This window comes from Streptomyces pactum, from assembly GCF_002005225.1.
In the GTDB taxonomy this organism is placed as follows: Bacteria; Actinomycetota; Actinomycetes; order Streptomycetales; family Streptomycetaceae; genus Streptomyces; species Streptomyces pactum_A.
This window is the reverse complement of the sequence record NZ_CP019724.1, coordinates 7,005,280-7,031,419: the sequence shown is the minus strand read 5'-3', so window position 1 is coordinate 7,031,419 and position 26,140 is coordinate 7,005,280. Positions and strand designations below refer to the sequence as shown.

Here is a 26,140-nt window from a genome sequence, read left to right as displayed (position 1 = left end):
GCTTCCTTTGCGTGAATGGGGTGGAAAACGGCGGTCGGGCTCTACAGGTGGGCGTAGACGTCGTCCAGGGAGATCCCGCGGGCGACCATCATCACCTGGACGTGGTACAGGAGCTGGGAGATCTCCTCGGCCGCCGCCTCCTTGCCCTCGTACTCGGCGGCCATCCAGACCTCGGCGGCCTCTTCGACGACCTTCTTGCCGATGGCATGGACCCCCTTGTCCACCAGCTCGGCGGTGCGGGAGGTGGCTGGGTCGCCGTCGGCGGCCTTGTGCTGGAGCTCGGTGAAGAGCTCCTCGAAAGTCTTCTTGGACATGGTGGCGCCCACTTTACGCGTAGTGCCCACCGGCCTGACGCCACGGTTCGGATACCGAGCGGAGCGTGGCCGCCGTGGCGACGGCCGCGGTCACCGCCTCGTGCCCCTTGTCCTCGGTGGAGCCCTCGAGGCCGGCCCGGTCCAGGGCCTGCTCCTCGGTGTCACAGGTGAGGACGCCGAAGCCGATGGGGACGCCGGTCTCCACGGAGACCTGGACGAGGCCCTGGGTCACGCCCTGGCACACGTAGTCGAAGTGGGGGGTGCCGCCGCGGATGACGACGCCGAGGGCGACGATCGCGTCGTAGCCGCGGCCCGCGAGGACCTTGGCGACCACCGGCAGCTCGAAGCTGCCGGGGACCCTGAGCAGGGTCGGCTCGTCGATGCCCAGCTCGTGCAGGGCGCGCAGCGCGCCGTCCACCAGTCCGTCCATCACCTTGTCGTGCCACTGCGCCGCGACGACGGCGACCCGCAGGTCTCCCACGTTGCGTACGGACAGCTCCGGTGCACCCTTGCCGCTCATGTCTCTCCTGGGGTCCTTGCTTACTGGTTGCCGCAGGTGGACACGGGCGTCGTGTCCAGCCAGGGCAGGTCGTGTCCCATCCGGTCCCGCTTGGTGCGCAGGTAGCGGAGGTTGTGCTCGCCGGCCTGGACGGGCATCGGCTCGCGGCCGGTGACCTCGATCCCGTGCCGGACGAGGGCGTCGCTCTTGTCCGGGTTGTTGGTCATCAGGCGCACGGCGCGCACGCCGAGGTCGTCGAGGATCTGGGCGCCGGCGCCGTAGTCGCGGGCGTCGGCGGGCAGGCCGAGTTCCAGGTTGGCGTCGAGGGTGTCCCGGCCACGCTCCTGGAGTTCGTAGGCGCGCAGCTTGGACATCAGGCCGATGCCGCGTCCCTCGTGGCCGCGCAGGTAGACGACCACTCCCCGGCCCTCGGCCTGGATGCGGTCCAGGGAGGCGTCGAGCTGGGGGCCGCAGTCGCAGCGCTGGGAGCCGAAGACGTCGCCGGTGAGGCATTCGGAGTGGATGCGGACGAGGACGTCCGTTCCGTCGCCGAGGTTGCCGTGCACGAGGGCGACGTGCTCGACGCCGTCGACGGTGGAGCGGTAGCCGTACGCCGTGAACTCGCCGTGCCGGGTGGGCAGCCGGACCTCGGCCTCGCGGCGGACGGTGGGCTCCTCGCCGCGGCGGTAGGCGATGAGGTCCTCGATGGAGATGATCGTCAGGCCGTGCTTGCGGGCGAACGGGATCAGCTCGGGCAGCCGCAGCATGCGCCCGTCCTCGCCGGCGATCTCGACGATGGCGCCGGCCGGGCGCAGGCCCGCCAGGCGGGCGAGGTCGACGGCGGCCTCGGTGTGGCCGTTGCGGACGAGGACACCGCCGGAGCGGGCGCGCAGCGGGAAGATGTGGCCCGGGCGGACCAGGTCGTCCGGCTCGGCGGTGCCGCTCGCCAGGAGCTGGAGGGTGGTGGCGCGGTCGGCGGCGGAGATGCCGGTGCTGACGCCGTGCGCGGCGGTGGCGTCCACCGAGACGGTGAAGGCGGTCTTCATCGACTCGGTGTTGTCGTCGACCATCTGCGGCAGGCGGAGCCGGTCGAGTTCGTCGCCCTCCATGGGGGCGCAGATCAGGCCGCGGCACTCGCTCATCATGAAGGCGACGATCTCCTCGGTCGCCTTCTCGGCGGCGATGACGAGGTCGCCCTCGTTCTCGCGGTCCTCGTCGTCGACGACCACGACCGGGCGGCCGGCGGCGATGTCGGCGACGGCCTGCTCGACGGGGTCGAGCGTGAGGTCGTCGAGGCCTTCGGTGCTGTAGAGAATGGGTGCCGTGCTCATGCGGGCGCTCCTTCCGGGACGGGCCGCGCCGCGGTGCGGGAGCGCAGCCACCAGTCGCGCAGGCCCCACAGGACGAGCGCGCCGTAGATGACGTAGACGAAGCCGGAGAAGGCGAAGCCGTTGGCGAAGTTCAGCGGGACGCCGACCAGGTCGACCAGCAGCCAGGCGAACCAGAACTCGACCATGCCGCGCGCCTGGGCGTACATGGCGACGACGGTGCCGACGAAGATGTACGCGTCCGGCCAGGGGTCCCAGGACAGCGAGGGATAGAGGGTGAACAGGCCTCCCACCGCGAGGGTTCCCACGACTGCGGCACCCACCAGAAGGAGTCGTTCGAGGCCGGTGGCGAACCGGACGGCGATGGTTCCGTCCTGGGTCTGCCGCCGGCCGCGGTTCCACTGCCAAAAGCCCCAGGCGGCGACGGCCATGACGACGATCTGCTTGCCCGCGCTGCCGGACAGGTGGGCGGTGGCGAAGGCGGTGAAGAGGACGAGCCCGGAGACGAACTGCACGGGCCAGGTCCAGATGGAGCGCCGCCAGCCGAGTGCGAGGCCGAGCAGACCGATCACGTTGCCGATCATGTCCGACCATTTGATGTGCTGGTCGAAGAGCGTGAACGCCTCGGAGTTGAGCCAGTTCACCGGGTGCCCCCCTGGACGCCGAGCAGCCGCTCCACGTACTTGGCGATGACGTCCACCTCGAGGTTGACCGGGTCGCCGGGCTGCTTCAGACCGAGCGTGGTCAGGGCGAGGGTGGTGGGGATGAGGCTGACGGTGAAGAAGTCGGGGCCGGCGTCGACGACGGTGAGGCTGATGCCGTCGACGGTGATGGAGCCCTTCTCCACGACGTAGCGGGCGAGGTCCGCGGGCAGGGAGATCTTCACGAGCTCCCAGTGCTCGGAGGGCTTGCGCTCCAGGATCTCGCCGGTGCCGTCGACGTGGCCCTGCACGATGTGCCCGCCGAGGCGGGCGCCGACGGCGGTGGGGCGCTCCAGGTTGACGCGGGAGCCGACGGCGAGAACGCCCAGGCTGGAGCGGTTCAGGGTCTCGGCCATCACGTCGGCGGTGAACTCGTCGCCCTCGTGGTCGACGACCGTGAGGCAGACGCCGTTGACGGCGATGGAGTCGCCGTGCCGTGCGCCGTCGGTGACCACGGGGCCGCGCAGCCGGAAGCGACAGGCGTCGTCGAGGGTTTCGACGGCGGTGATCTCACCCAGCTCTTCGACGATTCCGGTGAACACTTCCCGGGTCCTCCTGCCTCTTCGGGCACGGACTCCGGGGCTGTCGGAACGACAGAGATCGCGAGCGAGGACACCGGGAGCGACGCCGGACGGGACCCGCCCGGCAACGGGCGAGCCCAGAGATCGGCGGCGCGCACGTATGCTCGCCCGCCGCGCACTGCCTCCCATCCGGACTTTAACCGTCGGTCCAGGAATTTCACCTGGTCAACCGGTCGCTGGAGGCGACCGGGTCGCGGACTGTAACCGCCGGTTCGGACTTTCACCGACCCCGGAGTGCGCTGCTTCTGGTACACGGCCAGTGTGCCACGCCTGATCGCCGTCCATGCGGACGCAGCGTGTGCGGTAGCTCACAGCTTGCTTTACGAGAGGCCCGGGAGGCACGACGGTCGTCCCCAACTGGGCCACCACCCAACCACCTTGAGATTGGTCCATACCTATTGACTCACTGGTCTAGTCCTCTCTAGGGTCTGCGCAACTTCCGTGGAGAGGAACCGACTGTGCCTTCCCCGTCACCCTCCAGATCCCGCCACAGAGCGGGGCCGGCCCTGTTCGCGGCGGCCGCCGCCGTCGCCGGCCTACTGCTCGCCGGCCTCCCGGCGACCGCTTCGCAAGCCGCCGGCCAGGAGACCTGTCGTCCCGACGGGCTCTACCGGACCCCCGGCGTCAACGTTCCCTACTGCTCGGTCTACGACTCCGCGGGCCGGGAGAAGATGGGCGCCGACCACCCGCGGCGCGTGATCGGCTACTTCACGGGCTGGCGCACCGGCAAGGACGGCAAGCCCGCCTATCTCGCCTCGGACATCCCGTGGGACAAGATCACCCACATCAACTACGCCTTCGCGCACGTGGACGGCGGCAACAGACTCTCCGTCGGCTCGGACACCGCGAAGAACCCCGCGACCGGCATGACGTGGCCCGGGGTCGAGGGCGCCGGGATGGACCCGGACCTCCCCTACAAGGGCCACTTCAACCTGCTCAACAAGTTCAAGAAGCAGCACCCGGACGTCAAGACGATGATCTCGGTGGGCGGGTGGGCCGAGACGGGCGGCTACTTCGCGGACGACGGCACCCGCGTGGACTCGGGCGGCTTCTACTCGATGGCCACCCACGCCGACGGCTCGGTCAACCAGGCCGGCATCGAGACCTTCGCGGACTCCGCGGTCGACTTCGTCCGGAAGTACGGCTTCAACGGCGTCGACATCGACTACGAGTACCCGACGACGATGAAGGACGCGGGGAACCCGCTCGACTGGTCCTTCGCGAACGGCCGCCGGGCGGGGCTGGTCAAGGGATACGCGGCGCTGATGAAGACGCTGCGCGAGAAGCTCGACCGCGCGGGCGCCGCGGACGGCAGGCACTACCTCCTCTCCGTCGCCGCGCCGTCCTCCGGTTACCTGCTGCGCGGCATGGAGACCTTCCAGGTCCAGAAGTACCTGGACTACGTCAACATCATGTCGTACGACCTGCACGGCGCCTGGAACGAGCACGTCGGCCCGAACGCCTCCCTCTTCGACGACGGCAAGGACTCCGAACTCGCCGCCGCGGGTGTCTACACCACCTCCCAGTACGGCGGCGTCGGCTACCTCAACACCGACTGGGCCTACCACTACTTCCGCGGCTCGATGCCGGCCGGCCGGATCAACATCGGCCTGCCGTACTACACGCGCGGATTCAAGAACGTCACCGGCGGCACCGACGGGCTCTGGGGCAAGGCACCCTCCACGGACTGCCCGGCGGGCTCCGGCCTGACCAAGTGCGGTGACGGCGCGGTCGGCATCGACAACCTGTGGCACGACCTGGACACCGACGGCGAGGAGTCGCCCGCGGGCTCCAACCCGATGTGGCACGCCAAGAACCTGGAGAAGGGCATCGTCGGCGACTACGTCACCGACTACGGCTTCCCCGCCGACACGAAGCTGACCGGGACGTACGCCCGCAAGTACGACGCCACGCTGGTCGCCCCCTGGCTGTGGAACGCCGAGAAGAAGGTCTTCCTGTCCACCGAGGACGAACAGTCGGTGAAGGCCAAGGCGGACTACGTGGCCGACCGCGGCATCGGCGGCACGATGGTGTGGGAGCTGGCGGGCGACTACGCCTGGGACGCGGGCAGGGGGCAGTACGTGCCGGGCTCGACGCTGACGGACACGATGTACGACACGTTCAAGTCGGCCTCCCCCTACGGTGCCGAGCGCGCCACGATCGACATGCCGGCCGAGGCGCTCGACGTCGACGTGGCGTTCGGGGAGTTCCCGCTCGGCGACTCCAACTACCCGATCAGCCCCAAGCTGAAGATCACCAACAACACGAAGACGGCCCTGCCCGGCGGTACGGAGTTCCGGTTCGACTACGCCACCTCCGCGCCCGGCAACGCCAAGGACCAGTCCGGCTGGGGCACTTCGGTGATCCGCAGCGACCACACGGGCGCCAACGTCGGCGGCCTGAAGGGCGACTACCACCGCGTCTCACTGAGGCTGCCGGCCTGGCAGTCGCTGGCGCCGGGCGCCTCCACGACGGTGGACCTCGTCTACTACCTGCCGGTGTCGACCCCGTCGAACTGGACGGTCTCCTTCGGCGGGAAGACGTACGCCCTGGCGGGTGACCTGGCCCGCGGAACGACCGTCGTGGAGCCCGGGACCGGGACGCCGACCCCCACCCCGACGCCCACGCCCACGGGTTCCGGGTCCCCGAGCCCGAGTCCGAGCCCGACGGACGGCACCGGGCAGTGCGCGGCCCCGGCCTGGGACGCGGCCACCCCGTACGGCGGTGGCATCACGGTGTCCCACGAGGGGCACTCGTGGAAGTCGAAGTGGTGGACGAAGGGCGAGGAGCCCGGCACCACGGGTGAGTGGGGCGTCTGGCAGGACCTCGGCGCCTGCTGACCCCGGAAGGACCGGCCCGGCGGCGGTGACGAAGGCCCTTGCCCGCCGCCGGGTCTCCAACGCCCGCCGGGTCGCCCCGAGCGCGTCGCCGGGTCTGCCGAGGCGTCCGCCGCGCCCCCGGCAGGGTGAGACGCGTGACGACCCCGTCGGCCCCGTCTGTCCGGCCCGGCCTGCCGTATGCCCGGCCGGGCCGGGGAAGCCGCTCGCCGAGGACGTGGTCCGGTGGGGCGACGGCGGTGGCGAGGTCACCGCGCTCCGGCGCCCGGTCGGCGGCCGCCCGGAGGCCGTCCGCTTCGTGCAGAGCGGCCTCCCGTATTTCGCGGCCGGCCGGCACATCTGCGTCACCGGGGTCAACGGCGACGGCGCGCTGGTCGCACGGCCCGGCGCCCCGGTCGGCGGTGAAGGTGCCGCCCGCCGGGAAGGCTTACCGGGGGTTCCGTACGGGCGGGCACCCCGCGCCCGAAGGGGCGGTCGACAAGAGGACGTTCGAGGAGCATCCGGCGGTGCGCCTCGGACGGCGGGACGGACGGGCGGCGCGGATGAGCAGACGGGCGTGGCTGCGGTCGGGGCTGGGACTGCTGGCCGGTGCGCAGGTGGTGCTGGGGCTGTGGATCTCGCTGCTGCCCGAGTTGTTCTGGAAGTGGCCCTGGGTGTCTCACCTGCCGCCCTACAACGAGCACCTGCTGCGGGACTTCGGCGGGGCGAGCCTCGCCCTGGCGGTGGTGCTGTGCTCGGCGGTGGCGGCGATGGAACGGCGGTTGGTGATCACGGCGCTGGTGGCCTACCTGGTGTCCTCCGGCGCCCACCTCCTCTTCCACGCCCGGCACCTGGAGCCCCTGTCGGCGGCGAGCGGTGCGGGGTTCATGGCCCTGCTGGGGGCGGCGGTGGTGCTGCCGGCGGCCCTGTTGTGGCTGGCGGCGGACGGGGTGGCCTTCCGCGAGCCCGGGCCCGCAGGCCGCCGGTCCGCTCCCTGAGCACCCGCCGTCCCGGCACGCGGACCGGAGCGGATGGCCCGACGGAGCGGATGTTCCGACGGAACAGATGTTCCGACGGAACAGATGTCTCGGCGGAGCGGATGTCTCGGCGGAGCGGCACGTGATCCGGACGCTGTGCTGCGGGGACATCCGCTCCGGCCTGGGCGCTCCGGCCTGGGCGCTCCGGCCTGGGCGCTCCGGTCTGGGCGCTCCGGCCAAGACGATACGGGGCCACTCCGTCAAGGCCGCCCCGGCCTGGGGCCGCAGCGGTCAAGGCCGCCCCGGCGGCGCGAACAGTTCGTCCTGGGCGCGGTCGCGGGCGGTCAGCAGGGCCCCGCGCAGTACGGCGCCGCCGCCCAGCGTGCTGGGCCGGACCTCGGTGGCCAGCGGCGACATCCGGGTGAGACGGTCCTGGACACGGGCGGCGAGCGCCTCCGCGCCCGCTTGGCCGATCTCACCGGCCAGCACCAGACAGCCGGGGTCCAGGACGGAGACGACGGCGGCGGCCCCGAGGGTGACCCGGTCGGCGAGCGCGTCGAGGAACCGTCCGGCGGCCGGGTCCGGGGCGCCCGCGTACCGCTCCCGGTCCGTTACCGACCGGCGTACCGCCTCCCGTACCAGCGCGGCGGCGTGCGGCTCGGGCCCCTCGGGCGTCGCCGTCACGCCGTGCCGCGCCGCGAGGGCGGTCACCGCCGCCGCCCCCGCCACGGAGTGGAAACCGCCGTCGCAGTCGGTGGCCGACGGCAGGCCCGAGGTACCGGGCACCGGCATGAAGCCGACCTCCCCCGCGCCGCCGGAGACGCCCCGCCGCAGCGTGCCGTCGAGGACGACCGCGGCACCGATGCCCCGGCCGAGCCAGAGCAGGACGAACGTGTCCCGGTCCCGGGCCGCCCCGGCGCGCTGTTCGGCCAGGGCGGCGAGGTTGGTCTCGTTCTCGACGCCGACCCGCGCCTCGGGGAACTTCTCCCGCAACGCGGCCATCAACCGCCGGTGCCACTCGGGCAGGCCGGTGGAGTCGCGCAGCTCCCCGCTCGCCGGGTCGATCAGGCCGGGTGCGCCGATGCCGACGGTGTGCAGCCGGTCGGCCCCGGCCTCCTTCGCCGCCCGCTCGACCAGACCGACCGCCTGCTCCACCGCGGGCCCGGTGCCGGCCTCGTCACCGATCGGCACGGACGCCTCGGCCAGCACCCGGCCGAGCAGGTCGGAGACCAGTACGGCGACGCCCTCGGTGCGTACGTCGAGGGCGGCGAGGTGGGCGCGGTCGGCGACGATGCCGTACAGCTTGGCGTTCGGCCCCCGGCGCTGCTCGCCCGACTCCCCCGCCACCTCGATCAGGCCGGAGGCGGTGAGGCGTTCGACGAGGTCGGCCACGGTGGGGCGGGACAGGCCGGTCAGGGTCTTCAACTGGCCTGCCGTCAACGGGCCCTCCTGCTGGAGCAGGCGCAGGGCGAGCCGGTCGTTGATGGCCCGGGCGGTGCTCGGGGATGCGGGCATGCCGGGATCCTTCCAGATCGGCGGCGCGGGGGCCCACGCCGGTAATCGCCTATCTATCAGGCAGGGTTCCTGATAGTTTACGCGGCGCAGTGACGCCAGGAAGCGAGCCGGCCGCACAGACCCGACGGAGGGGCCCGAGAAATGAGCGCAGTGGTCTACGAGCAACACGAGGTGAGGAGCGCCCGGTACGCCGTGGCGGCCGTGTTCGCCGTGCACGGCGCCGTCACCGGCTCGTTCGCGACCCGCGTGCCGTGGATCCAGGACCACGCGGGGGTGAGCGCGGGCCAGTTGGGGCTGGCGCTCGCCTTCCCGGCGATCGGCGCGTCGCTCGCCATGCCGCTGGCCGGCGGCGTCAGCCACCGCTTCGGCGCCCGCACCGCGTTGCGCGGTCTGCTGGCCCTGTGGACGCTGGCGTTGGTCCTGCCGGCCCTCGCCCCGAACCTGCTCACCCTGTGCCTGGCCCTGTTCGTCTACGGCGCCACGGCGGGCATGTCGGACGTGGCGATGAACGCGCTCGGCGTCGAGGTCGAGAACCGGCTCGACAAGTCGATCATGTCCGGCCTGCACGGCATGTGGAGCGCGGGCGCCCTGATCGGTTCGGCGGCCGGTACGCTCGCCGCCCATCTCGGCTCGGACGCCCGGCTGCACCACGTCCTGGCCGCCGCGGTGCTGACGGTGGCGGGCCTGATCGCCTGCACGTGGGTGCTGGACCTCCAGCCCGCCGAGGACGAGGACCCGCCGCCGCGGTTCGCGCTGCCGCCCAGGTCGGCGTTGCTGATCGGCGCGGTCGGTTTCTGCGCGGTGTTCGCGGAGGGGGCGAGCCTGGACTGGTCGGCGGTCTACCTGCGGGACGAACTGGAGACCTCGGCCGGTCTGGCGGCGGCGTGCACGACGGGCTTCACGCTGACCATGGCCGTGGCCCGGCTCGCCGGCGACAAGGTGGTGGACCGGTTCGGCGCGGTGCGTACGGTCCGGGTGAGCGGTGTGCTGGCCACTCTCGGCGGTCTGCTCATCGTCGTCGGGGGCCATCCGGCAGTGGCGATGGCCGGCTTCGCCCTGATGGGGCTCGGCATCGCCGTGGTCGTCCCGCTGTGCTTCGCCGCGGCGGGCCGCGCCGGCTCCAATCCGAGCCTGGCCATCGCGGGCGTCGCCACCATCACGTACACCTCGGGCCTGGTCGCTCCGGGCGCGATCGGCGGTCTGGCCCAGGCGACCAGCCTGGTGGTGTCGTTCGGCCTGGTGACGGTGCTGGCCTGCTGCCTGGTGCTGTTCGCGAAGGTGCTGCGCGCCGGGGACCGCGACCGCCCGAAGATCAGTCCGTCGAGCGCAGCAGTGCCCGACCGGCGGTCCTGAAGGTGTCGCTCCACGGCGCCGGGCGCAGCGTCTCGGAGTCCAGCCGGACCAGCACCCGGGTGCCGTGCGCGTAGGTGGTCCCACCGTCCGCCGAGCAGAACCGGAAGCCGTACGTCAGCCCGGTCGTGCCGAGCCGGTCCAGCCAGAGGTGGACGGCGTACGCGCCGGGCCGGGTGACCGGCGCCTCGTAGCTGATCGTCAGTTCCCTGACCGCGTTGCAGGCGTCGCCGGCTGCCGCCCAGTCGCCCTCGAACCGGAAGCCGTGCTCGGTCCACAGCTCGGCCCAGGCCCGCTCGGCCATGACGGGGTAGCGGGCGTTGTGCAGCAGGCCGAGCGCGTCCAGGTCGTCGAAGTGGACGGTGACGGGGACGAGCCGGCCGTAGGAGAGGGCGGGGGCGGCGGGGGCTTCGGCGGTCACGGGCGGGGCTCCTGGTCTTGCTCGGCTGTGCTCACACAGGTACTCACGTACGGTCGATCCCCTCCATCCTAAGCGGACGCTCAGCATCAGCCGCCGGGAAGGTGCTGGTCAGCGGGGGGCGCGGGACGGGGGACCGTCCGGTACCCCTGACAATGGTGCGGACAGTCCTCACGTACAGAGAAAGCGAAACCTCACCATGGACCTCGGCGTGCGCTGGAAGCTGCACGGTGACGGGCGCACGCCCGCACCCGGAGCGGTGGTCCGCCCCGACGAACGGCTCTCGTGGCCCCGCACGGCCGGGCTCGGTGCCCAGCACGTGGTGGCCATGTTCGGGGCGTCCTTCGTGGCTCCGGTCCTGATGGGCCTGGACCCCAACCTCGCGATCATGATGTCGGGCGTGGCGACCGTCATCTTCCTGCTCGCCACCCGCGGCCGGGTGCCCAGCTACCTCGGCTGCTCCCTGTCCTTCGTGGGCGTCGCCGCGGTGATCCGCGCCCAGGGCGGCACCAGCGCCACGGTGACCGGCGCGGTCCTGGTGGTCGGTGCCGCGCTGTTCCTGGTGGGGCTCGCCGTGCAGCGGTTCGGGGCGCGGATCATCCACGCCGCGATGCCGCCGATCGTCACCGGCGCGGTGGTGATGCTGATCGGCTTCAACCTGGCCCCGGTCACCGCCTCCACCTACTGGCCGCAGGACCAGTGGACGGCCCTGCTGGTGATGCTGTTCACCGGTCTGGCCGTGGTCTGCCTGCGCGGTTTCTGGTCCCGGATCGCCATCTTCCTGGGGCTGGTCTTCGGTTACGTCCTCTCCTGGGCCCTCGACCGGGTCTTCGGCAAGATCCACTCGGTGGACGGCAGCGGCAAGCTCACCGACCACTGGCGGCTGGACCTCTCCGCCGTGGGACAGGCCGACTGGATCGGTCTGCCGTCCTTCCACGGGCCGAGCTTCGAGTGGTCGGCGATCCTGGTCGCCCTGCCGGTCGTCATCGCGCTGGTCGCGGAGAACGCCGGGCACGTCAAGGCGGTCGGCGAGATGACGGGCGACCCGCTCGACGACAAGCTCGGCACGGCGATCTCCGCGGACGGCGTCGGCTCGATGCTGTCCACCGCGGTCGGCGGCCCGCCCAACACGACGTACTCCGAGAACATCGGCGTGATGGCCGCGACCCGGGTCTACTCGACGGCCGCCTACTGGGCCGCCGCCGGCTTCGCGCTCCTCTTCGGCCTCTGCCCCAAGTTCGGCGCGGTCGTGGCCGCCATCCCCGGCGGTGTCCTCGGCGGCATCACGGTCATCCTCTACGGCATGATCGGCCTGCTCGGGGCCCAGATCTGGATCAACGCCGAGGTGGACCTGCGCAATCCGCTGAACCTGGTGCCGGCCGCCGCGGGCATCATCATCGGCGTCGGCAACGTCAGCATGGAGTTCACCGACACCTTCTCCCTCAGCGGCATCGCGCTCGGCACCGTGGTCGTCATCACCGGCTACCACGCCCTGCGGGCCTTCGCCCCGGCCCACCTCAAGACACAGCAGCCGCTGCTGGACGAGGGCACGTCGTCGTACGACGAGCAGGCCGAGGCGTCGTACGACGAGCAGGCCGGGGGCGACGACGGGACTCAGCGCGCCAAGTCGTAGGCGTACGACGGCGTGAAGGTGCCCGGCGTTCCCCTGCAGCCGTCCGACTCCCCCGGCAGCTTGACCCACAGGTAGGCGTCGACGCGCCCCATGCCGGTGGACAGCGTCGGTGCGCGGCCGAGCTTGCGGCCGGCCGGGTCGCACCACTCGCCGTCGGTCGGGGCGCCGTTGCCGTTGCGGCTGGTGTCGATGACGGCGCCCAGGCTCGCTGGGCCGCCGAGGGCGTCGAGGACCGCGCGGTCGTAGGCGACCTCGTCGGCGGTGGCGTGGAAGTTGGAGACGTTGCTGAAGATGCCGTCGGAGGAGTCGGCCGAGGCGGCACCCGCCTGCTTCAGCCAGCCCGCCTGCTTGGCGGGCGCGTGCCAGCCGGAGTGCCCGGCGTCGAAGTAGACCCGGGCCTTGGGGTTGGCGTCCTTGAGCACGCGCCCCGCGCGGGCCAGGGAGGCGAAGCGGTCGGCGCGTTCACCGGCGGACAGGCACTCCGCCTGGGCGACCGAGTCGGGCTCCAGCACGACGATGACGTCACCCGAGCCGAGCCCGGCGGCGAAACGGTCGATCCAGGCGTCGTAGGCGTCGAGGTCGGGCGCCCCGCCCTGGGAGTGGCCGCCGCAGTCGCGGTCGGGTACCGCGTACGGCACGACGACCGGCACCCGGCCCGCTTCCGCGCCGCCCGACGTGACGGCGCGGACCCGGGAGGCGATGGTCCCGGGCGAGTAGTCGGCGAACCACACGGCGGCCGGGTGACCGGCTATACGGGACTCGATGACGTCCCGGCGCGGGTCGTCGGGGTGGGCCCGGACCCAGTCGAGGACCTGGGACCTGGGGTGCCGGTAGAGCCGGGTGGAGGCCGGGGCGGTCCGGGACTCCTCCTGCCCGGCCCGCCCGGACTCCCCGGACGTCTTCTCCGGCTTCGGCGCGGGACCGGGGCTCGTCCTCTTCGCCGGGGCGGAGGGCGAGGCGGAGACCGACGGCGTCGCCGACGCGGACGGTACGACCGGCAGGGACTGCAGCCGCGGCGACCGCGTCACCTGCGGCCGGGCCTCGTCCACCCCGCCGCCGTCGTCGCCGAGCGCGGACAGCATGCCGGTCGCGGTGCCCACCGCGACCACGACGGACGCCGCCGCGACCATCGCGCCGCGGCGGGCGGCACGTCTGCGCTCGGCCCGCCGAACGGCCAGGCGCCGGGCACGAAGGCCTGACACGTGTGGTTCCCCCTCCCCCGCACGGCGGGCGCGTTCCCCCGTTCTGGGGAAGCGTCGGGTCCGCCGGCACTGCCGCCAGCCTAAAGCTGCGACCCTGCCGCCATGGCGCACTGCGAACAAGTCCCGGCGGCCGTCCGCACGGTGGACACGGTCCTGATCCGGATGCGCGCCCTCGACGCGGCGCTGCCCGTCCGGGACGGGGTGGCCGTCTTCAACCGCGTCTACCTGGCCGTCACCGAGGCGGTCGACCGGCACATCGACACCGGTCGCTTCGCGGACGCCCGGGCCGCGATCGCGCTGGACGTACGGTTCGCGGAGCGCTACCTGGCCGCCGTGGACGCGCTGGAGGACGGGCACCGGCCGCCCGCGTGCTGGCGGCCGCTGTTCCAGTTCCGCCGCCACCCCGGCGTACGGCCGCTGCAGTTCGCGCTGGCGGGCATCAACGCGCACATCGGCCACGACCTCGCGCTGGCCGTCGTGGACACCTGTCGTACGCTCGGCTGCGACCCCGTCGAGCTGGAGGACGAGTTCGACCGGGTGGGCGATCTCCTCGTGTCGCTGGAGGAGCGCATCCGTGACGAGCTGATGCCGGGCCCCGACCTCCTGCAGATCGCGGACCCGCTGACCCATCTGCTCGGCTCCTGGAGCCTGGAGCGCGCCCGCGACGCCACCTGGGCGGCGGCCCGCGCGCTGTGGGCGCTGCGCCGGCTGCCCGATGTCGCCGGCGAGTTCACCGAGCGGCTGGACGCGGCGGTGGGCCTCGCGGGCCGCATGCTGCTCACCCCGCTGCCGGACCGACCCCGCCAATATCCCCGGTGAGCGCTCCGGTGACCGCCCGGCGGCCGCAGTACGTTGAGAGTTGGGCAACATCGCGTCCCGACTGCGAAGGAGCACCCAGGTATGACGATCCGGCTCGGTCTCGGCCTCCCCCAGATGCGGCAGTACGACCTCGGCAAGGACGTCCCCGAAGTGGCCCGCGCGGCGGAACGGATGGGCTACGAGAGCCTCTGGGTCTTCGAACGGGCCCTGTTCCCCGAGCCCGCCTCCCAGGGGCTGTACGGCATCGAGGGCCTGCCCTGGCCGGACGAGTACCGCGACGTGGCGGAGCCGCTGGTCACCCTGACCCTCGCCGCCGCGGCCACCGAACGGGCGGAGCTGGGCTCCAGTGTCCTGGTCGCGCCGCTGCACGTCCCGTTCCGACTGGCCAAGGCGCTGGCTTCGCTGGACGCGGCCAGCGGCGGCCGGGTGGTCGCGGGCTTCGGGACCGGCTGGTCCCACGACGAGTACGCGGCGGCGTCCGTGCGGCCGTTCGCCGAGCGCGGGCGGGCCCTGGACGAGCTGATCGAGGTGTGCCGCGCGGTCTGGGGGCCGGACCCGGTGGTGTACGACGGCGAGGTCACCAAGATCGCGTCCGCCGTCGTCGGCCCCAAGCCCGCCCGGCCGATCCCGGTCCTGCTGGCGGCGGGCAGCGGCAGGGCCCGGCGCCGGCTGGTCGACCACGCCGACGGCTGGCTGCCCAACGCCATCGGCGTCGAGGCCGTGGCCGAGCAGTGGCGGGTACTGCGGGATCTGGCCGCCGAGCGCGGTCGTACGGAGCCGATCCGGACGGTGCTGCGGGCCAACGTCCGCTACCGGACGGCGCCCCGGGACGCCTCCGGCCGAAGCCCCTTCCACGGCGTCGTCGACCAGATCGTCGAGGACCTCGCCGCACACGCCGAGATCGGCCTGGACGAGATCCTCCTCGACTTCCAGAGCACGGCCCGGGACGCCGAGGAGCTCAAGGACATCGCCGCCGAGGTGTACGAGAAGGCGCGGGCGGGCGGGATCTAGTCCTCGGGCAGCTCGACCGGCGCGATCTCGTCGTAGACGTCACCCGGACCCGGGTTGGTCGCGTCGGTCTCCCCGCCGAAGTGGCGCATGACGCCCCAGACCGCGTTCAGCGCGGTCTGGACGGCACCCTCGGCCCAGCCGGCCGTCCAGGAGATGTCGTCGCCGGCGAGGAAGATGCCCCGCTTGTCCTCGGGCAGCTCCTCCTGCATGAAGTGCGTGAACAGGCGCCGCTGGTAGCGGTAGTGACCGGGGAGGTTGGCCTTGAACGCGCCCATGAAGTAGGGCTCGTTCTCCCAGGAGACCGTCACCGGGTTGCCGATGATGTGCTTCCTGATGTCGACCTTGGGGTAGATCTCGCCGAGCGACTTCAGCATGACCTCCATCCGCTCGTTCGCGGACAGCGGCAGCCACTTCAGGCTGTCGTCGCACCAGGTGTAGGAGAGGCAGATGACGGCCGGCTTGTCCGGTCCGTCGTCCAGGAGGTAGGTGCCACGGGTCATGCGGTCGGTGAGCGTCATCGACATGACGTCCCGCCCGGTGTCCTCGTCCTTGTCCAGCCAGAAGGGCCGGTCCACCGGGACGAAGAGCTTGGAGCTCTCCATGTAGTGGGTGCGCTCGATCGCGGTCCAGTGGTCGATCGGGAAGAGCGAGTCGTCGCAGGCGATCTTCGAGAGCAGCATCCAGGACTGGGCGGTGAAGATCGCCGCCTGGTACGTGCGGATGTCCCCGTCGGCGTCGGTCACGGTGATGCGGTTGCCGGCGGTGCGGTTCAGCCGGGTCACCGCCGGGCGCGGCTCCCCGTCCGCGTGCAGGGACTTCAGCGAGGTGCCGTACGGCCAGTGGACGATCTTCTCCGGCTCGCGCTCCCAGAGCCTCAGCGGCAACTGCTGGGAGCCGCCGACGATGCCGCGGTGGTGGTCGTCGGCCTCGGTGTAGACGACGCGGAGGATCTCCAGGATGGAGTTGGGGAAGTCGGTGTCCCAGCCGCCCGTGCCGAAGCCGACCTGGCCGAAAATCTCGCGGTGCCGGAAGGACTTGAAGGCCTCGGAGTCGCAGAGGAAGCCGTAGAAGGTCTGGTTGTCGAACTTCTCGACCAGTTGCGCCCAGATCTCGCGGATGCGCGGGACGTCGCGCTCGCGCAGGGCGCGGTTCATGTCGGAGAAGTCGGCGCCCTCTTCGAGACACTTCGCCCAGGCGTCGGCGACGTCACGGTAGACCTGGGGCAGGTCGTCGAGCGCCTCGGCGTAGTGCGACTCGCCCTTGAGGTCGACGACGGTCGAGGGTGTCGCCTCGGCGAGGGGGTTGGGGAACGAGCGGGTCTCGAGCCCCACCAGGTCGATGTAGTGCTGGAGGGCGGTGGAGGACGGCGGGAAGCGCATCGCGCCCATCTCGGCGGTCAGGGACGGGTCGCACCCGTCGAAGCCCACGGTCCGCAGTCGCCCGCCGATCCGGTCGGCCTCGTACACGACGGGCTTGAGGCCCATCTTCATCAGCTCGTAGGCGGCCACGATGCCGGAGAGACCGCCGCCGATGACCGCGACCTCGGTGCCGTGCTCGGTCGCGGGTATCTGCCCGAGGCCCGCCGGGTGGGCGAGGAAGTCGTCGTACGCGTACGGGAAGTCCGGCCCGAACATGGTGATCGGCGGCTGCTGCTCGTCTGCGTGCTCGATCGCGTTGGGCACGGTGGACGTCATGGGGTACGGACTCCTTGCGAGGGCGGGGTGGAACAGGGGGGCCGGGGGCTCGGGACTCAGGCGAGGGCCCCGTAGAGGCCGGGACGGCGGTCCTTCAGGTACGGGTTGGTCTCGCGGGAGGCGGCGAGGAAGACCGGGTCGACGTCGGCGAGGACCAGTTCCTCGGCACGCCCGGCTCGGGCGCGGGCGGTACCGTCGGGCCCGGCGAGGGTGGAGAGCCCGACGAACTCGAACTCGCCCTCCCGGCCGACGCGGTTGACGTACGCCACGTACATCTGGTTCTCGAAGGCCCGCACCGGCACGACGGACTCGGCGACGAACTGGAAGGGGTGCATCTGCGCGGTCGGGACCAGCAGCAGGTCGGTGCCGGCCAGGGCGTGGGCGCGGACGTTCTCCGGGAACTCCACGTCGTAGCAGATCATCAGGCCGACGGTCACTCCGTCGAGTTCCGCCTGGACGACCGGCTGCCCGCCCGGCGTGAAGTGGTGGCGCTCGAAGCAGCCGAAGAGGTGGGTCTTGCGGTAGTTCGCCAGTCGGGTGCCGTCGGCGGAGACGAGCTGGACGGAGTTGAAGACGCCCTCGCCGGCCCGCTCGGGGTATCCGTAGGCGATGGCGAGTCCGTGGCGCCCGGCAATCTCCGCGACGGCGTCGGCCGAGGCGCCGTCGGCGGGCTCGGCGAGGACGGCGACGTCGTCGCCGATCGCGTACCCGGTCAGGAACAGCTCGGCGGTGACCAGCAGCCCGGCTCCCGCGGCGGCGGCCCGGCCCGCGGCCTCGTCGAGGACCTTGAGGTTCTCGGCGGTGGAGCCGGGCCTGCCGGAGCTCTGGAGCAGGGCGGTGCGCATGCGTGTTCCTCACCGGTGGGAGGGGGTCGGGGGGCCAGATAGACGGTACGGTCGGCGGACACGGCCGGACAAGAAGGACCCGTTGCGCGCCGGTGAGTGGATCGTTGCGTTGGCGGGGCACCCCACGGCGATTCGTTGTGCACCCCCACGGCCGGACCGCCCTCGGCGCCGCGCACGGCCCCGGCATCCGCCCGTCCTGCGCCCGCCGCCCCGGCTACCCGCCCGTCCACGGCCGCCGGCCCCCTCCTGACCATGTGCCGGCCCCGCGCGCGCGGGAGCGCGGACCGGCCGGCCCAGCGGCCTGCCGTCTGCCGTCTGCCGTCTGCCGTCTGCCGTCTGCCGTCTGCCGTCTGCCGTCTGCCGTCTGCCGTCTGCCGTCTGCCGTCTGCCGTCTGCCGTCTGCCGCCTGCCGCCTGCCGCCTGCCGCCTGCCGCCTGCCGCCTGCCGCCTGCCGCCTGCCGCCTGCCGCCTGCCGCCTGCCGCCTGCCGCCTGCCGCCTGCCGCCTGCCAGGGTAGGCCCGGCCTCGCCGACGGCAGGCGGCTCCGGAACTCACGGCGTTGGGACTCGCGGCTGCGGAGCCCACGGCTCCGGGGCCGCCCGCGGACGTACCCCCGGCTCCTCCCGAGGAGGCAGACCGTGCCGCTCCTCCCCCGCCGCGCGGCGGAGGGCGGCCCCGTCCTGAGCGCGATGTGGCGAGAGCGCGGCGCCGGGACAGTGGTGGGTGTTCAGTTCGCCAGTTTCCGCCTGCGAGAGGACCGCCGTGAAACGCCGTACGATGACCGCCGCACTCTGTACCGCACTGCTTCTCACCGCCGTGACGACGGGCGCCGCGGTCGCCTCCGGCCCCCACGAGGAGCGCCCCCCGAGGGAGGCCGCCGCCCTCACCGGCACCGCCAAGCTGTACCGGTCGGCCGGGGACGACATCACCTTCACCTTCGACGCGCATCTGGCGGCCGAGGACAACGACGACCCGCTCAAGGCCACCGGAACGTTCGAGTTCAGCCACTACGTGAACGGCGAGGGCGCCCGGGCACAGGTCGCCGTCGACTGCCTGCTGACCGGCGGTGACGTGGCCGTCGTCTCGGGTCTCGTCACCGACTCAGACCTGCCCGGCGCCGAGGGCGAGCGGGTCGGCGTCACCGTCCACGACCGCGGCCGCCACGACCGCCTCGGCTATAGCTGGGCCGCGACGGGCAGCCCCGCGGAGGGCGGGGAGCTGCCCAGGTGCGTGTCGTCGGCACCCTTCGAGAAGGTCAGGAAGGGGACCGGCGACTTCGAGGTCGTGCCCTGGCAGCCGCGGCTGTAGTGCGGGCGGCGGTGGCCAGCAGCAGCGCCGTCAGCAGGTACGGCGCCGCGGACAGGGCGAACGCGGTGCCGTGCCCCGTGACCGTGGCGGCCGCCGCATACGCCCCGAAGGTGGTGAGGGTGCCCAGCTCGGTGCCCAGGCCGGCGACCGAGGTCAGGGTGGCTCGGCCGGTGTCGTCGATGCGCTCCTGGAGACGGGCGTCGGCCAGCACGGTCGCGAGCTGGAAGCCGCCGAACGCCACCGCGACCAGGACCAGGGCGGCCGGGGTGCCCGCCACGGCGCCCACCGCCAGGGCGAGCGCCGAGCCGGTGAGCAGGGCGGCGAACCCGGTCGTGGTCAGGCGTCCGGCGGTACCGGCCAGCAGGCTGCCGGCCGTGGCCCCGGCCCAGATCACGAGCAGCAGCCAGGGGACGGTCTCCCGCGCCACGCCGGTGTCGCGCACCAGCAGCGGCGTGTACTCGTCGAGGGCGCCCCACACCGCTGTCACGGCCGGTACGAGGAGCAGCGCGCCGCGCACGGACCGGTCGGTGCGGGCGGCCGCGAGTCCGGTGCGCAGGGCGGCGGACCACCGGTCCCCGTCGGCGGACGGTGCGCGGTGCTCGGGGAACCGTGTCGCCACGGCCGCCCCGGCCAGGCAGACCAGCACGCTCGCCGCGCCCACCGCGTCGTAGCCGCCCCGGGCGAAGACCGGTCCGGCCAGGCCCATCGCGGTCATCGTCGCGGCGATACCGACCGCCCGCGCCCGGCCCATGACGCGGGCGTACCGGTCGGCGGCGCCGGCCCGGTCCAGTTCGTCGTAGACCAGCGCCTCCAGCGCTCCCGAGCCGAGCGCTCCACCGGCGCCCCACAGCACGAAGCCGAGCGCGAAGGCGCCGTAGGAGGGCACGAGCACCCACAGGGCGAAGCCGGCGGCGGTGAGCAGCGGGGCGAGCACCAGCAGCAGCCGCCGGGAGACGGCGTCGGCCCAGGCGCCGGAGGGTACCTCCAGGACCACGCTGGTCAGCGACCACAGGACGAACAGGGAGGACATCTGCCAGACGGACAAACCGGTGTCGCTGAACAGCAGCGCGTACACCGGGTACAGCAGGACGAAGTCGTCGCAGAACGCGGAGGCGTACAGCGTGCGCGTCAGCCGCCGGGTACCGGCGGTGGCGGGGGCACGCCCGGGTGAGAGAGTCATGAGGCCTTCCCGAGGGGGCGGATCGGACACCGGGGGTACGGCGTCCGAGGCGGCCCTCGGGAGGAGGCACGGCTGGTGGATCAATGTCGCCAGGTCATGGCACCGATGCTAGACGGCACCGGGCCCGCTGCCCACCGATTACCGGAGGCTGCCCCGGCTACCGGAGGCAGCCCCTGCTCACGTGGGCGATCCCGACGAGAAGCGCCGAAGCAGTGGCGAGAGCACGAGCACGGACCTGGTCCGCTCCACGAACGGCTCGCCGGCGATCCGCTCCAGGACCCGTTCGAAGTGCCGCATGTCCGAGGCGAAGACCTGGGCGACCGCGTCCGCGTCGCCGGTGACGGTGGACGCGGCCACCACCTCCTGGTAGCGCTCCAGGCCCCGCTGGATGGTCTCCGGCGAGGTGTTGCGGCGGCAGAAGATCTCGACGAACCCCTCGGTCTCCCAGCCGAGCGCGGCGGGGTCGACCCGAACGGTGAACCCGGTGATGGCTCCGGTGGCGCGCAGCCGGTCCACGCGCCGTTTCACGGCGGGCGCGGAGAGGCCGACCGACTGCCCGATGTCCGCGTAGGAGCGGCGGGCGTCCTCGGCGAGGGCGTGCACGATGCGTTCGTCGAGATCGTTCAGCACTGCGGGTCGTTCACTTCACTTCTGGTGCGTCTGGACTTGTGAGGTGTCCGGCGTGGCGAGCCGGGAGCGGCGATGGCCGTACCCGAAGTAGAACACGAGCCCGACCGCCATCCAGACACCGAAGACCACCCAGGTGACGGTGGACAGGCTGCCCATCATCCAGACGCAGAAGGCGAGGCCCAGCGCCGGCAGAACCGGCGACAGCGGCACCCGGAAGGTGCGGGGCATGTCCGGACGGGTCCGGCGCAGCACCACGACGGCCACGTTGACCAGGGCGAAGGCGAAGAGGGTGCCGATGCTGGTGGCGTCGGCGAGCTGCCCGAGCGGGACGGCGGCGGCCAGGACGCCGCAGAACAGCGAGACGATCAGCGTGTTGGCGCGGGGCGCGCCGGTCTTCGGGTGGACCCGGGCGAACACCTTGGGCACCAGTCCGTCGCGGGACATGGCGAACAGGACGCGGGTCTGGCCGTAGAGCACCGTCAGGACGACGCTGGCGATGGCGATGACGGCGCAGAACGCCAGCAGGGTGCCCCAGAAGTCCTGGCCGGTGACGTCGGTCATGATCTGGGCGAGGGAGGCCTCGGAGTCGGTGAAGTTCCGCCAGGGCTTGGCGCCGACGGCGACCGCCGCGACGAGGACGTAGAGCACCGTGACGATGACGAGGGACAGCATGATCGCGCGGGGCAGGTCGCGCTGGGCGTTCTTGGCCTCCTCACCGGCGGTGGAGGCGGCGTCGAAGCCGATGTACGAGAAGAAGAGCGTCGCGCCGGCCGCGCTGACGCCGGCCATGCCGAGCGGCATGAAGTTCTCGTAGTTGCCGGAGCGGAAGCCCTGCACGCCGATCGCGCAGAACAGCACCAGCGCCGCGATCTTGACGACGACCATGATCGTGTTGGCGCGGGCGGACTCGCGGGCACCGCCCAGCAGGAAGGTCATGGCGAGGAGCACCACGATCAGCGCCGGCAGGTTGAAGATGCCGCCGTCGCCGGGCGGGGCCGAGAGCGCCGCCGGGATGGTGACGCCGATGGTGCCGTCGAGGAGTTCGTTGAGGTACTCGCCCCAGCCGACGGCGACGGCGGCGACCGACACGCCGTACTCCAGGACCAGGCACCAGCCGCAGACCCAGGCGACCAGCTCGCCCATGGTGGCGTAGGCGTACGAGTACGAGGAGCCGGCGACCGGGATGGTGCCGGCCAGCTCGGCGTAGGACAGGGCCGAGAAGAGCGCCGTGAGGCCGGCGATGACGAAGGAGAGCGTGACGGCCGGGCCGGCCTTGGGGACGGCTTCGCCGAGGACGACGAAGATGCCGGTGCCGAGCGTGGCGCCGATGCTGATCATCGTGAGCTGCCACAGGCCGAGGGAGCGGCGCAGCGTGCCGCCCTCGCCCTGGCCGCCCTCCGCGACCAGGCGTTCCACGGGCTTGCGACGCATGAGGCGCGCGGCCAGGCCCGGGGAAGAAGGGGTGGCCGATGCGTCGTGGTGCGGGGGTGCGCCTTGGTCGAGCACGCGTTGACTCCTCTGTCGCTGCCGGTCGCACCGCCGGTGGTGAGCGGGAGGGCTCTCGGCGGGCTGCTGGAGCGGCGGGGACCGGCGGACACTCCCGTGCAGAGCGGGAACCCACCGAGCGGGGTCCCCGCCACGCCACGTACAGCGCAGAACACTACGAGCGGTGCGGCCCCCCGGTAATGCAGCAACCTTGCGCATCTCCGCACGATCGTTGCGTTCACCGGGACAGGGCGCGTGTTCGTTGCGCGGAGGCTGTGGAGCGCCCCGCACCGGGGTCGGTGGGCGGTGGATCTGCCCTGGTCAGCGACCATCCGGCTCCCCGTGGCCGGCCGTGTCCCAGTCGCGTCGGCCCCGTCGCGACCGAGCCTCCGGGGCGGTCGGGTGCGCGTTCCGGGCCCCGCACCGACGCGTGCGCGCCTCCCGGGCGCCCTGCTCGCCGGTGCGCGGCGCGGCCCCGATCCGCCGCCAGGAGGCGGCCGGCCCCCGGGCCGCGCGGACGGCGAGCCGGGCCCGTGGGCGGCGAGCCGGGCCCGTGGGCGGCGAGCCGGGCCCGTGGGCGGCCTCGCGGGCCGCCGCCTCGCTCAGTGCGGGCCGTTGGAGGAGCCGGGTGCGGTCTAGGTGTATTGATCACGAGCCTTGTTAACGCCGGCGGGGCTTGATCACGGCGAAGACCTCCGGTGTGGTGAAGCTGTCTAGGAACGCACCACACGGAGGTCTTCATGTCCCACCGTAATGCCCGGCTGACCGTTCACGGCAGGCGGCTGCTGGTCGAGCGTGTCCGTTCCGGCCGTCCGGTAGCGCATGTCGCGGCCGAGATGGGCGTCTCACGGCCCACGGCTCACAAATGGCTGCTGCGCTGGCGAGCAGAGGGCGAGTCCGGCCTGCACGACCGTTCCAGCCAGCCCCGCAGGACGCCGCACCGGACCCCGGCCGCGCTGGAGGACCGGGTCTGCCGACTGCGGCAAGAACGCAAGCTGGGCCCGGCCCGCATCGGACCGATCCTGGGCCTGCCCGCCTCCACCGTCCACCGGGTCCTGGCCCGACACGGCCTGAACCGTCTGGCCTTCCTGGACCGCCCCACCGGACAGGTCATCCGCCGCTACGAACGCAGCCGGCCCGGCGAGCTCGTCCACGTCGACGTCAAGAAACTCGGCCGCATCCCCGACGGCGGCGGATGGCGCATCCACGGCCGTGCCGCCTGCCCCGACCGCCGCCGCACCACCGGCTTCGACTACATCCACTCCGCAGTCGACGACCACAGCCGCCTCGCCTACAGCGAAGTCCACCCGGACGAGAAGGCCGCCACCTGCGCGGCCTTCCTGCAGCGGGCCGCAGCCTTCTTCGCCACCTGTGGCATCCTCCGCGTCGAACGCGTCCTGACAGACAATGCCTGGCCCTACCGCAAGAGCTTCGCCTGGCGGCAGGCGCTTGCCGACCTCGGCGCGTCCGGCAAGCTCACGCGCATCTACCGGCCGCAGACCAACGGCAAGGTCGAACGCTTCAACCGCACCCTGCTCGACGAATGGGCCTACCTGCGGCCCTACACCAGCAACGCTGAACGCACCGCCGCCCTGGCAGACTTCCTGCACACCTACAACCACCACCGTTGCCACACCGCACTCGGCGGCCACCCACCCATCAGCCGCGTGAACAACGCTTCAGGTCAATACATCTAGGGCCTCCTCGCCACCGGCGTCCCCGGCCGGGGACTCACCTCACGTCAGGGTGGCTCGACGTCAGCCGCCCTGACGACACCAGGGCCGGCACCAGGACCCGGCACCGGTGCCCGACACCATGGGCCGGGCGCCCGGACTCGGGCGCGGTCAGCCCCAGCTCGCGTGCAGCGGCTTGCCCTCGGCGTAGCCGGCCGCGCTCTGGATGCCGACGACGGCCTTCTCGGCGAACTCCTCCAGGGAGGCGGCACCGGCGTAGGTGCAGGAGGAGCGGACGCCCGCGATGATCGAGTCGATCAGGTCCTCGACGCCGGGACGGGTCGGGTCGAGGAACATCCGGGAGGTGGAGATGCCTTCCTCGAACAGCCCCTTGCGGGCCCGGTCGTAGGCCGACTCCTCGGAGGTGCGGTTGCGCACCGCGCGCGCGGAGGCCATGCCGAACGACTCCTTGTAGGGGCGGCCGTTGGCGTCGTGCTGGAGGTCGCCCGGGGACTCGTACGTGCCCGCGAACCAGGAGCCGACCATCACGTTCGACGCACCGGCCGCGAGGGCCATCGCCACGTCGCGCGGGTGCCGGATGCCACCGTCGGCCCACACGTGCTTGCCGTACTTCCTGGCCTCGGCGGCGCACTCCAGGACCGCGGAGAACTGCGGCCGGCCGACGCCGGTCATCATGCGGGTGGTGCACATGGCGCCGGGTCCGACGCCGACCTTGACGATGTCGGCGCCCGCCTCGATCAGGTCGCGCACGCCCTCGGCGGAGACGATGTTGCCCGCGACGATCGGGACCCGCGGGTCGAGGTCGCGCACCACCTTGACGGCGCCGATCATCGACTCCTGGTGACCGTGCGCCGTGTCGATGACGAGGGTGTCCACACCCGCGTCCAGCAGTTGCCCGGCCTTGCCCGCCACGTCGCCGTTGATGCCGACGGCGGCGGCGACGCGCAGGCGGCCCCGCTCGTCGGTGGCCGGGGTGTAGAGGGTGGCGCGCAGGGCGCCCTTGCGGGTCAGGATGCCGGCGAGGCGGCCGTCCTTGTCCACGGCGGGCGCGTAGCGGCGGTTGGCGGTGTCGAGGGTGTTGAAGGCCTCGCGCGGGTCCATGTCCGCGTCGATGAGGATCAGGTCCTTGGACATGACCTCTTCGAGCTGGGTGAAGCGGTCCACGCCGCTCAGGTCGGCGTCGGTGACCACACCGACCGGCTTGTAATCCTCGTCGACGACGACGCCGGCGTCGTGCGCGCGCTTGGGCAGCAGGGACAGCGCGTCGGCCACGGTCTGGTGCGGGGCCAGCACGATCGGGGTGTCCAGGACGTGGTGGCGGCTCTTCACCCAGGAGACGACGTCGGTGACGACCTCGATCGGGATGTCCTGCGGGATGACCACCAGGCCGCCGCGCCGGGCCACCGTCTCGGCCATCCGGCGGCCCGCGATGGCGGTCATGTTGGCGACGACGAGCGGGATGGTGGTGCCCGTGCCGTCCGGGGAGCCGAGGTCCACGCCCTGCCGGGAGCCCACGGCGGAGCGGCTCGGCACCATGAACACGTCATCGTACGTCAGGTCGTACGAGGGCTGGATGTCATTCAGGAAACGCACGTGCTGCACATCCCAGTCGATCAGAGGTGGCCCCCGGACAGGTCAGCCAGGGGGAAAGAGCACGTACTTCATTCTCCCACGGCGGACGCCCGGCAACTCCCGGTCGGATCATCCAGGCTGGTCAGCGACCTCTTTGGACGATCCTCCAGGCCCGAGGGTCACGAAGAGCCCCGGACCGCGGTCCGTCGCCTCGGCGAAGACCTCCTCGGCGACCGCCCACTCGCCCGGCCGCGCCTCGGCGTACTCCCGCCAGCCCCGCACGACGAGGACCAGCCCCCGCTCCACCGAGCCCTCGGGCCAGACGGAGGGGTCGGCGAGGGAGTCGGCGAGCGCGTCCCAGTTCCGGCCGAACCAGTCGGGCAGCGCCAGGTCACGGGCGCAGCGGTCCATCAGGCCCGCCTTGTCCGTAACCCCGTCGAGGTCCAGCGTGACCACGAGCCGCCCCGCGAAGTCCTCGATCATCTCGCGCCCTTCTCCCTCTCGTGAGCGCCCGGTCGCCCGATCGCCCGATCGCCCCGTCGTCATCCGGTCGTCCGATCGCCTGATCA

At 72.4% G+C, this 26,140-nt stretch carries 23 protein-coding genes and 1 riboswitch; of the genes, 8 read left to right on the top strand and 15 right to left on the bottom strand.

The genetic code is table 11. The features are described from left to right. Positions 1–41: 41 nt before the first annotated feature. Genes B1H29_RS30365 through B1H29_RS30345 form a run of 5 tightly spaced genes read right to left on the bottom strand, consistent with a single transcriptional unit; the run spans position 42 to position 3,384 of the window. Complete coding sequence (locus tag B1H29_RS30365; RefSeq protein ID WP_055417649.1) at positions 42–314, bottom strand: phosphoribosyl-ATP diphosphatase; 273 nt, start codon at positions 312–314, stop codon at positions 42–44. A 13-nt stretch (positions 315–327) separates the two neighbouring features. Continuing rightward, positions 328–834 carry a 6,7-dimethyl-8-ribityllumazine synthase gene (ribH, locus tag B1H29_RS30360; RefSeq protein WP_055415886.1) on the bottom strand — a complete coding sequence of 169 codons (507 nt, stop codon included), beginning with the start codon at positions 832–834 and terminating at the stop codon, positions 328–330. Positions 835–854: 20 nt separating this feature from the next. Then, the gene (locus B1H29_RS30355; RefSeq protein WP_055415887.1) at positions 855–2,144 is read right to left on the bottom strand and encodes a bifunctional 3,4-dihydroxy-2-butanone-4-phosphate synthase/GTP cyclohydrolase II; all 1,290 of its coding nucleotides are present in this window, start codon (positions 2,142–2,144) and stop codon (positions 855–857) included. Further along, positions 2,141–2,785, bottom strand: a complete 645-nt coding sequence (locus tag B1H29_RS30350; RefSeq protein WP_055415888.1) for a nicotinamide mononucleotide transporter family protein — start codon at positions 2,783–2,785, stop codon at positions 2,141–2,143. Before B1H29_RS30350 ends, B1H29_RS30355 begins: the two co-directional genes overlap by 4 nt. Next, a complete protein-coding gene (locus B1H29_RS30345) occupies positions 2,782–3,384 on the bottom strand; it encodes a riboflavin synthase (protein WP_055415889.1) in 603 nt (200 codons plus the stop codon). The genes B1H29_RS30350 and B1H29_RS30345 overlap by 4 nt, the downstream gene beginning before the upstream one ends. A 150-nt stretch (positions 3,385–3,534) precedes the next feature. Next, positions 3,535–3,665, bottom strand: a riboswitch (FMN riboswitch). Between the two features lie 216 nt (positions 3,666–3,881). On the opposite strand from B1H29_RS30345, the gene B1H29_RS30340 reads away from it, so the two are divergent. After that, positions 3,882–6,263 (top strand): chitinase C-terminal domain-containing protein, encoded by a 2,382-nt coding sequence (locus B1H29_RS30340; protein WP_055415890.1) that lies wholly within the window; start codon positions 3,882–3,884, stop codon positions 6,261–6,263. A 539-nt stretch (positions 6,264–6,802) separates the two neighbouring features. Continuing rightward, entirely contained in the window at positions 6,803–7,237 is a 435-nt protein-coding gene (locus B1H29_RS39895) for a hypothetical protein (RefSeq protein ID WP_267891921.1), read from the top strand. Between the two features lie 270 nt (positions 7,238–7,507). Here B1H29_RS39895 and B1H29_RS30330 read toward each other — a convergent pair whose 3' ends face one another. Next, positions 7,508–8,731 carry an ROK family transcriptional regulator gene (locus tag B1H29_RS30330; protein WP_055415891.1) on the bottom strand — a complete coding sequence of 408 codons (1,224 nt, stop codon included), beginning with the start codon at positions 8,729–8,731 and terminating at the stop codon, positions 7,508–7,510. A gap of 141 nt (positions 8,732–8,872) precedes the next feature. Here B1H29_RS30330 and B1H29_RS30325 point away from each other — a divergent pair, with 141 nt between their 5' ends. Beyond that, positions 8,873–10,084, top strand: coding sequence for an MFS transporter (locus tag B1H29_RS30325; RefSeq protein WP_055415892.1), 1,212 nt, complete (start codon positions 8,873–8,875; stop codon positions 10,082–10,084). On the opposite strand, the gene B1H29_RS30320 is transcribed toward B1H29_RS30325, so the two are convergent. Further along, entirely contained in the window at positions 10,044–10,502 is a 459-nt protein-coding gene (locus B1H29_RS30320) for an acyl-CoA thioesterase (RefSeq protein WP_055415893.1), read from the bottom strand. The two genes, B1H29_RS30325 and B1H29_RS30320, sit on opposite strands and share 41 nt — an antisense overlap. Before the next feature lie 196 nt (positions 10,503–10,698). Between B1H29_RS30320 and B1H29_RS30315 the strand changes: the two genes are divergently transcribed. Then, positions 10,699–12,132 (top strand): uracil-xanthine permease family protein, encoded by a 1,434-nt coding sequence (locus B1H29_RS30315; RefSeq protein ID WP_055415894.1) that lies wholly within the window; start codon positions 10,699–10,701, stop codon positions 12,130–12,132. Here B1H29_RS30315 and B1H29_RS30310 read toward each other — a convergent pair. Continuing rightward, positions 12,114–13,262: a glycoside hydrolase family 6 protein gene (locus B1H29_RS30310; protein WP_055415895.1), complete on the bottom strand. Its 1,149-nt coding sequence runs from the start codon at positions 13,260–13,262 to the stop codon at positions 12,114–12,116. The two genes, B1H29_RS30315 and B1H29_RS30310, sit on opposite strands and share 19 nt — an antisense overlap. Before the next feature lie 174 nt (positions 13,263–13,436). Between B1H29_RS30310 and B1H29_RS30305 the strand changes: the two genes are divergently transcribed. Both B1H29_RS30305 and B1H29_RS30300 read left to right on the top strand, forming a co-directional pair. Next, positions 13,437–14,153 carry a DUF5995 family protein gene (locus tag B1H29_RS30305; RefSeq protein ID WP_055415896.1) on the top strand — a complete coding sequence of 239 codons (717 nt, stop codon included), beginning with the start codon at positions 13,437–13,439 and terminating at the stop codon, positions 14,151–14,153. Between the two features lie 81 nt (positions 14,154–14,234). Next, the gene (locus B1H29_RS30300) at positions 14,235–15,164 is read left to right on the top strand and encodes an LLM class F420-dependent oxidoreductase (RefSeq protein WP_055415897.1); all 930 of its coding nucleotides are present in this window, start codon (positions 14,235–14,237) and stop codon (positions 15,162–15,164) included. On the opposite strand, the gene B1H29_RS30295 is transcribed toward B1H29_RS30300, so the two are convergent. Further along, positions 15,161–16,858 (bottom strand): flavin monoamine oxidase family protein, encoded by a 1,698-nt coding sequence (locus tag B1H29_RS30295; protein ID WP_055415898.1) that lies wholly within the window; start codon positions 16,856–16,858, stop codon positions 15,161–15,163. The genes B1H29_RS30300 and B1H29_RS30295 overlap by 4 nt on opposite strands. A 56-nt stretch (positions 16,859–16,914) precedes the next feature. Then, positions 16,915–17,703 carry a carbon-nitrogen hydrolase family protein gene (locus tag B1H29_RS30290; protein ID WP_055415899.1) on the bottom strand — a complete coding sequence of 263 codons (789 nt, stop codon included), beginning with the start codon at positions 17,701–17,703 and terminating at the stop codon, positions 16,915–16,917. Positions 17,704–18,464: 761 nt separating this feature from the next. Between B1H29_RS30290 and B1H29_RS30280 the strand changes: the two genes are divergently transcribed. Continuing rightward, positions 18,465–19,010: a Repetin gene (locus B1H29_RS30280; RefSeq protein WP_199832260.1), complete on the top strand. Its 546-nt coding sequence runs from the start codon at positions 18,465–18,467 to the stop codon at positions 19,008–19,010. Here B1H29_RS30280 and B1H29_RS30275 read toward each other — a convergent pair. From B1H29_RS30275 to B1H29_RS30265, 3 genes are all read right to left on the bottom strand, one after another. Beyond that, positions 18,958–20,190, bottom strand: coding sequence for an MFS transporter (locus B1H29_RS30275; protein ID WP_055415901.1), 1,233 nt, complete (start codon positions 20,188–20,190; stop codon positions 18,958–18,960). The two genes, B1H29_RS30280 and B1H29_RS30275, sit on opposite strands and share 53 nt — an antisense overlap. 177 nt (positions 20,191–20,367) lie before the next feature. Continuing rightward, positions 20,368–20,820: an Lrp/AsnC family transcriptional regulator gene (locus B1H29_RS30270; protein WP_055415902.1), complete on the bottom strand. Its 453-nt coding sequence runs from the start codon at positions 20,818–20,820 to the stop codon at positions 20,368–20,370. A 15-nt stretch (positions 20,821–20,835) separates the two neighbouring features. Next, complete coding sequence (locus tag B1H29_RS30265) at positions 20,836–22,326, bottom strand: amino acid permease (protein WP_055415903.1); 1,491 nt, start codon at positions 22,324–22,326, stop codon at positions 20,836–20,838. Between the two features lie 719 nt (positions 22,327–23,045). Here B1H29_RS30265 and B1H29_RS30255 point away from each other — a divergent pair. Then, positions 23,046–24,002, top strand: coding sequence for an IS481 family transposase (locus B1H29_RS30255; RefSeq protein WP_055415905.1), 957 nt, complete (start codon positions 23,046–23,048; stop codon positions 24,000–24,002). A gap of 147 nt (positions 24,003–24,149) precedes the next feature. On the opposite strand, the gene B1H29_RS30250 is transcribed toward B1H29_RS30255, so the two are convergent. Continuing rightward, the gene (locus B1H29_RS30250) at positions 24,150–25,592 is read right to left on the bottom strand and encodes a GuaB1 family IMP dehydrogenase-related protein (RefSeq protein WP_055417650.1); all 1,443 of its coding nucleotides are present in this window, start codon (positions 25,590–25,592) and stop codon (positions 24,150–24,152) included. Between the two features lie 108 nt (positions 25,593–25,700). Beyond that, positions 25,701–26,054: a barstar family protein gene (locus B1H29_RS30245; RefSeq protein WP_055415906.1), complete on the bottom strand. Its 354-nt coding sequence runs from the start codon at positions 26,052–26,054 to the stop codon at positions 25,701–25,703. Positions 26,055–26,140 lie beyond the last annotated feature (86 nt).

Bases quoted from the DNA above. Each gene is read 5' to 3' on its own strand.
- B1H29_RS30300 (WP_055415897.1), top strand. From the start codon at position 14,235: ATGACGATCCGGCTCGGTCTCGGCCTCCCCCAGATGCGGCAGTACGAC.
- B1H29_RS30295 (WP_055415898.1), bottom strand. From the start codon at position 16,858: ATGACGTCCACCGTGCCCAACGCGATCGAGCACGCAGACGAGCAGCAG.
- B1H29_RS30245 (WP_055415906.1), bottom strand. From the start codon at position 26,054: ATGATCGAGGACTTCGCGGGGCGGCTCGTGGTCACGCTGGACCTCGAC.
- B1H29_RS30315 (WP_055415894.1), top strand. From the start codon at position 10,699: ATGGACCTCGGCGTGCGCTGGAAGCTGCACGGTGACGGGCGCACGCCC.
- B1H29_RS30255 (WP_055415905.1), top strand. From the start codon at position 23,046: ATGTCCCACCGTAATGCCCGGCTGACCGTTCACGGCAGGCGGCTGCTG.
- B1H29_RS30310 (WP_055415895.1), bottom strand. From the start codon at position 13,262: ATGGTCGCGGCGGCGTCCGTCGTGGTCGCGGTGGGCACCGCGACCGGC.
- B1H29_RS39895 (WP_267891921.1), top strand. From the start codon at position 6,803: ATGAGCAGACGGGCGTGGCTGCGGTCGGGGCTGGGACTGCTGGCCGGT.
- B1H29_RS30330 (WP_055415891.1), bottom strand. From the start codon at position 8,731: ATGCCCGCATCCCCGAGCACCGCCCGGGCCATCAACGACCGGCTCGCC.
- ribH (WP_055415886.1), bottom strand. From the start codon at position 834: ATGAGCGGCAAGGGTGCACCGGAGCTGTCCGTACGCAACGTGGGAGAC.
- B1H29_RS30305 (WP_055415896.1), top strand. From the start codon at position 13,437: ATGGCGCACTGCGAACAAGTCCCGGCGGCCGTCCGCACGGTGGACACG.
- B1H29_RS30275 (WP_055415901.1), bottom strand. From the start codon at position 20,190: ATGACTCTCTCACCCGGGCGTGCCCCCGCCACCGCCGGTACCCGGCGG.
- B1H29_RS30290 (WP_055415899.1), bottom strand. From the start codon at position 17,703: ATGCGCACCGCCCTGCTCCAGAGCTCCGGCAGGCCCGGCTCCACCGCC.
- B1H29_RS30365 (WP_055417649.1), bottom strand. From the start codon at position 314: ATGTCCAAGAAGACTTTCGAGGAGCTCTTCACCGAGCTCCAGCACAAG.
- B1H29_RS30355 (WP_055415887.1), bottom strand. From the start codon at position 2,144: ATGAGCACGGCACCCATTCTCTACAGCACCGAAGGCCTCGACGACCTC.
- B1H29_RS30325 (WP_055415892.1), top strand. From the start codon at position 8,873: ATGAGCGCAGTGGTCTACGAGCAACACGAGGTGAGGAGCGCCCGGTAC.